Annotated in this window: 3 protein-coding genes; all 3 read right to left on the reverse strand. The window is 46.5% G+C overall.

Features of this window, described 5'->3' with window-relative positions:
* Positions 1–155 (reverse strand): FAD-dependent oxidoreductase (locus tag ACP7H9_RS14180; RefSeq protein ID WP_439222928.1); only part of this gene is annotated, 155 nt, incomplete at its 3' end.
* Positions 156–210: 55 nt separating this feature from the next.
* A complete protein-coding gene (merP, locus tag ACP7H9_RS14185; protein ID WP_114981132.1) occupies positions 211–510 on the reverse strand; it encodes a mercury resistance system periplasmic binding protein MerP in 300 nt (99 codons plus the stop codon).
* A 13-nt stretch (positions 511–523) separates the two neighbouring features.
* On the reverse strand, positions 524–652 hold a 129-nt coding region (locus ACP7H9_RS14190; protein WP_439222929.1), incomplete at its 5' end, for a mercuric transporter MerT family protein.

Below are 652 nucleotides of genomic sequence, written 5' to 3' on the forward strand. Positions count from 1 at the left end.
TTAGACGGGACACAGCCAATATTGACACAAGTTCCGCCAATAGTACCTCTCTCAATGAGCGTCACTCGGGCACCTCCTTCAGTCGCTTTGAGTGCCGCAGCCATCGCACTGCCGCCGCTACCAATGACAGCAATGTGTAAATTGTTACTACTCATAACGGTTACTCCTTGGTCTTTCAGTTTTACAGTAGCTATAAGGTATTGTGATGTTTCATGACTGATTTTTTGCCGCCGTTGCTTTCAGTGTTGATGGGTATCCTGCATTTGTCGTTGCTTCAGTAAGCTCCTTAACTGACGTTTTTTCGTCGTCGAATGTCACTGTTGCATCCCGCTCTTCAAAACGGACATCGACGGCGCTCACACCTGCGACTTCACCGAGTGCAGCTTTGACAGTAATTGGGCAGGTGACGCATGTCATACCGTGTACTGATAGCGTGACGGTTTTCTCAGCCGCCAATGCGGGCATACTAAACAGTAAAAATAAAATGGTTGTTATCATTGCTTTTTTCATTGTGTATTGCCTCCTAGTAAAAGAAAGGAACAACATAGGGGTAAGCCAGTGCTGTTAAAGTAAGTACCGCAACGAGCCAAAACATCACTTTGTAGCTCTTACGAGCATTTGGCGTTGCGCAGGTGTTATCAGGGTTGCAGTC

Source organism: Idiomarina sp. ST20R2A10, from assembly GCF_051842345.1.
Lineage (GTDB): Bacteria > Pseudomonadota > Gammaproteobacteria > Enterobacterales > Alteromonadaceae > Idiomarina > Idiomarina loihiensis.